The sequence below is a fragment of the Candidatus Hepatincolaceae symbiont of Strigamia maritima genome, assembly GCF_055505085.1.
In genome coordinates this window covers 1-4,948 of the sequence record NZ_DBKDTU010000001.1, presented here as the reverse complement: position 1 = coordinate 4,948, position 4,948 = coordinate 1, and the positions used below count along the sequence as shown (strand labels likewise).

The 4,948-nt window shown below is 30.4% G+C and carries 3 protein-coding genes; all 3 read right to left on the bottom strand.

What is annotated here, in order from left to right:
• Window positions 1-387: 387 nt before the first annotated feature.
• Genes ACQCX0_RS00015 through ACQCX0_RS00005 form a run of 3 tightly spaced genes read right to left on the bottom strand, consistent with a single transcriptional unit; the run spans window position 388 to window position 4,802 of the window.
• Window positions 388-1,776 carry an aldehyde dehydrogenase family protein gene (locus tag ACQCX0_RS00015; protein WP_462561973.1) on the bottom strand — a complete coding sequence of 463 codons (1,389 nt, stop codon included), beginning with the start codon at window positions 1,774-1,776 and terminating at the stop codon, window positions 388-390.
• Between the two features lie 57 nt (window positions 1,777-1,833).
• Window positions 1,834-3,498 (bottom strand): acetolactate synthase large subunit, encoded by a 1,665-nt coding sequence (locus tag ACQCX0_RS00010; protein WP_462561972.1) that lies wholly within the window; start codon window positions 3,496-3,498, stop codon window positions 1,834-1,836.
• A 41-nt stretch (window positions 3,499-3,539) separates the two neighbouring features.
• Entirely contained in the window at window positions 3,540-4,802 is a 1,263-nt protein-coding gene (locus tag ACQCX0_RS00005) for a Glu/Leu/Phe/Val family dehydrogenase (RefSeq protein WP_462561971.1), read from the bottom strand.
• Window positions 4,803-4,948: the final 146 nt, after the last annotated feature.

Sequence of the window (4,948 nt, the reverse complement as noted above, 5' to 3'; positions counted from 1 at the left end):
ATATTATTGCGGGTTTTTTCAATCAACCGTAGTAGTAAAATATAAGGTATTCTGTCCCATTATAAAGACAGATGACGATGCAGTAAGAAAATTTAGAAATATTATGTTTATATTTAATAGGAATAATGTTTTGTAAATTATAGCTATATATTAGAATTTTAATATATACTATCAGAAGATCTTATGCAAGAAGTTTTTAAGCTTAGAGTTAATTTTAAACTTAAGATTGAGTAAATGTTTTACTAATTAGTAATAATAAATGTATTCTATTTTTTGATAATAGTACTTAGATGTAATCTAGTATTTTATCGATACTAATAAGTATCTTAAAAGGGAATTCTGCGATTCTATGTATTAATAATTTTACTCATAATCAGTATATTAAAATTATAGAGTTTTAATCACTACCATTTTGTGAGTAAGCATCTCTTTCATAGTATGAGCAATACCACCTATACCGTAGCCAGTTGATTTTCTGCCTGCAAAAGGCATCCAATCTACCCTAAAAGCACTATGATCGTTAACTATGATTGCATTAGCATCAATATTATGAAATAAATGTAATATAGAATTAAGATTATTACTAAAAACTGCTGCCTGAAACGGTAAATTAGGAGCATTAGCTTTTTTTACGGCTTCATCCATTGTACTATATCCATATACACAAACCACAGGACCAAATACTTCCACGAGTGATACCTTAGATTGAAGGTTTGGTTCTAAAAGAATAGTAGGTTCATATAAAGTATCAGATATTTTTTTACCACCACACAATAAAGTTGCACCCTCTTCTATAGCATTTCTTACCCAAGTAGCAATTCTATCTACTTCCTTAGTAGAAATTAAGGGACCAACCTCGGTATCTAATAAGCTTGGGTCTCCTACTTTTAGATTTTTAGTAGCTACAACTAACTTCTCTGTAAAGTTTTTTAATTCTTCCTGAGGAACATATACTCTCTGGGTAGAGATACAAACCTGACCAGCATGATAAAATCCTCCTTTTACAAGAGATGTAATAATTGTATCTAACTTATCTAAATTTTTATCAATTATGACAGGAGCAGCTCCGCCGTGTTCCAAAGCATATCTAGTGCCAGGAGCTAACTTATGAGCTAGATACCAGCCAATTTGTGAAGAACCTATAAAGCTTAAAAATCCTATTCTGTTATCTGTAACCAGTGCTTCAGTTACTATATTATCACATACTAAACTATAACAAAATTCTTGGTGTAATCCTGCTTCATACAATAATTCTACAAATCTTAAACAACATAAAGGAGTTTTACTAGCAGGTTTGATAATAACTGGGCATCCAACGGCAATTGCTGGAATAATCTGATGTACAATTAAATTAAGAGGATGATTAAAAGCACTAATAGCTAAAACTACACCTATGGGTTCATAAATTGTAAAAGCCAATCTATCTTCAGAGGCTTTAGAATATCCCATCGGAATTTCTTCACCTCGCATTACATACATTATTTCTTTAGTTGCTAATTTAATTCCCTCAATTGCTCTGGCTACCTCAACTTTAGCATCAATTAAAGGTTTACCACCCTCTTTAGCAATAAGTGTGGCAAAAACATCAGCTTCCTTACTTACTAATTCACTTAATTTATTTAAAATATCAATTCTTTGATAAGGCTTTAACCACAAAGATTTATTAAGAAATCTTTGATGAGCTTTCTCTAGCATTATCATTGCTTCATCTCTATTCTGTTTTTTTAAAGATTTTATAAAAGCACCGTCATATGCTGAAACTACATCTATACTCATTACTGTAATTACTCCGCTGTTAAACAATTAATAATTATTTTAGTTTTAATTAATAACTTATGTTATTACCTGTTTGTTTTTTAATTCATTTGTTAAGACTTTAGTATTTTCTGAATAATCAATCGGTACATCAATTAAGTGAATCCCACCTTTTGCAAAACAACTATTTAATAAGCTAGAAAAATCTTCGGTTTTTTGTAATCTATAGCCGGAAATCCCATAACTCTCCGCATATTTAATAAAATCAGGATTATTAAAATTTAATCCATAATCTTTAAAATTCATATCGTTTTGTTTCCATCTAATCATACCGTAACCATTATCATTTAAAATCAGTATTACTACATTTAAGTTTAAACGCACTGCAGTTTCAAGTTCTTGAGAGTTCATCATAAAACCCCCATCTCCTACTACTGCTAAAACTTTCTTCTTAGGAAATAATCTTGCTATTTCCATAGCTGAAGGCAATCCGGCACCCATACTGGCAAGAGCATTGTCTAATAATAAAGAATTAGGAGAAGTTGTAGTATAATAACGAGCAAACCATAATTTATACATACCGTTATCTAGGGCTACTACACCCTCTTTTCCTACAATTTTATTAATATCTGCCACCACACGTTGAGGTTTAATAGGAAAAGAGTTATTAGTATTATGTTCATTAATGTGTTTAGTTAAAAAATCTTTTACCCTACCTGCATAAGAAAAATCCTGAGTACATTTCCCCAATTCTTTGGCTAATATTTGTACACTATAGGCTATATCCCCTATTACTTCTAACTGCGGATTATAAATATTATCTACAATTGCAGAGGTATAATTAATATGTATTACTTGTTTACTATCTTTATCCATAAAGTAGGGAGGTTTTTCTATAACATCATGCCCTATGTTAATCACTAAATCAGATTTATTAACTAAATCGTGTAAATAATCACCCCCAGATAACGCTGCTGTTCCTATGTAATTAATGTGTTCTTCAGAAATAGCCCCTTTACCCATTTGAGTATTAAAAAAAGGTAATCCTGTAGTATCAATAAAATTTAGAAGTTCTATACTTACATTCTTTCTGTTACATGCACCACCTATTAAAACAAGCGGTTGTTTTGCTTGTTTAATTAGTTTAACTGCCTCACTAACACTATGCTGATTAGCTTGCGGATATAATACTTTACTAATAGCAAAAATACCATTAGTATCTTCGGTATTTATTTCTGCTGAAACATCCTCAGGAAATTCAATATGTACTGCTCCTGGTTTTTCTTCAACTGCAACTCTAAAAGCTTCTCTGACAGTTGCAGTAACCATATTAATATCTACTATTTGTTTAGTATATTTAGTAATAGGACTCATCATCTCTACTACATCTAAGATTTGAAACCTACCTTGCTTACTTTTTTTAATAGGTTTTTGCCCTGTAATTACTAATAAAGGAAATCCGCATAATTGTGCATAGGCTACTGCAGTTGTAAAATTAGTAGCACCGGGTCCTAAAGTAGAAATAGCCACACCTACTTTACCGGTTATTCTGCCATAAGTAGCCGCCATAAAAGCTGCTGCCTGTTCATGTCTATTCAAAATTAATTGAATGTTAGATTTTCTTATAGATTCTAAAAGATCTAGGTTTTCTTCACCAGGCACTCCATAAATTACTTCAACACCCTCATTCTCAAGTGCTTTTACAAATAAATCTGATGCATTATAAATTTTAGTTAATGACATTCTATATCTCCTTTTAGGTTATCATTTTAGATTAATAATAATCACATATTAAATTTCATTTTAATTACTGTTTCCAGCCTACGGAGCGATAAGGAATAAGCAACACTTCTTAAGGATCTGTTTTCTTCTAATTGTAATTTCCAAATACTATTAAAAGTTTGAGTTAGAATATCTTCTAATTTAACTTTTACTTTTTCTTCTGTCCAATGATGGAACTGTAGGTTCTGCACCCATTCAAAATAGCTTACAATAACTCCACCAGAATTAGCTAGTACATCAGGAACTATTATAACATTTTTTTTCTCTAAAACACTATTAATTTTTCCGCTAATAGGACCATTGGCTGCTTCAACAATGTATTTAGCTTGAATTTTGTGAACATTTGCTTCATTAATAACATTTTCCATAGCAGCCGGAATTAAGATATCAACTTCAGATTCTAATAATTCACTATTAGTAATAAGTTTTACATTCTGAAGATTTGCACTAATTTCAGGAGAATGTAAAGTTTTATTTTTATGTAACCTTAATTGTTTAGATATTTCTTGAATATTAAGACCATCATTAGAAAATATTCCCCCACTCACATCACTAATTGCTACTATTTTATAGCCGGCATCAAATAAAAATTTTGCTAAATAATAACCAACCTTACCAAAACCCTGAATGGCAATAGTAGTATTATGAATAGCTTTCCCTATTTTATCTATTAATAATTTACTAATATAAAATACCCCATAACCTGTAGCCTCTTCCCTAAATAAACTACCCATAAGTTGCACAGGTTTACCAGTAATAACTGCCGGAGATTTAATACCTTTAATAGTTTCGTATTCATCAAGCATCCATTTCATAATAGTATTATTAGTACCAACATCAGGAGCCGGAATGTCAAGATAAGGACCGATAGCATCAACTATTGCTCTAATATAAGCTCTTGATAATTTTTCTAATTCAGTTTTTGATAACATAGTAGGATCAACAATAATACCACCTTTAGCTCCTCCATAGGGCAATCCTACCAAAGAATTTTTTATCATCATACCTACTGCTAAACTTCCTATTACTTCTTCACTTACTGTATCACTAAAACGAATTCCCCCTTTACCTGGACCTAAAACCGTATTATGCCTAATACGATAACCAGTAAATACTTTTATCTCACCATTATCCATTACTATAGGCAAAGTAACTGTTAAAATCTGCTCAGAATTACTCATGTATTCTAATACCATAGGATTAATGTGAGATTCTTTCCCTAATTTGTTTAACAAATTAATGCTATCTTTAAAACTATTTGTCATTATAAATTAACCTTTTTACATTATTACAAAATTATAATATTCTTACACTGATTATATACTAGTGCAAAAGTAAATCAATAATAATTATGATTAAACTCTATAATAATTTTAAATATATATAGTATATTGATTAATATAAAAAGATA

What these genes read in the sequence shown, in the direction of transcription:
- ACQCX0_RS00015 (WP_462561973.1), bottom strand. Translation starts at nt 1,776, where the DNA reads ATGAGTATAGATGTAGTTTCAGCATATGACGGTGCTTTTATAAAATCT.
- ACQCX0_RS00005 (WP_462561971.1), bottom strand. Translation starts at nt 4,802, where the DNA reads ATGACAAATAGTTTTAAAGATAGCATTAATTTGTTAAACAAATTAGGG.
- ACQCX0_RS00010 (WP_462561972.1), bottom strand. Translation starts at nt 3,498, where the DNA reads ATGTCATTAACTAAAATTTATAATGCATCAGATTTATTTGTAAAAGCA.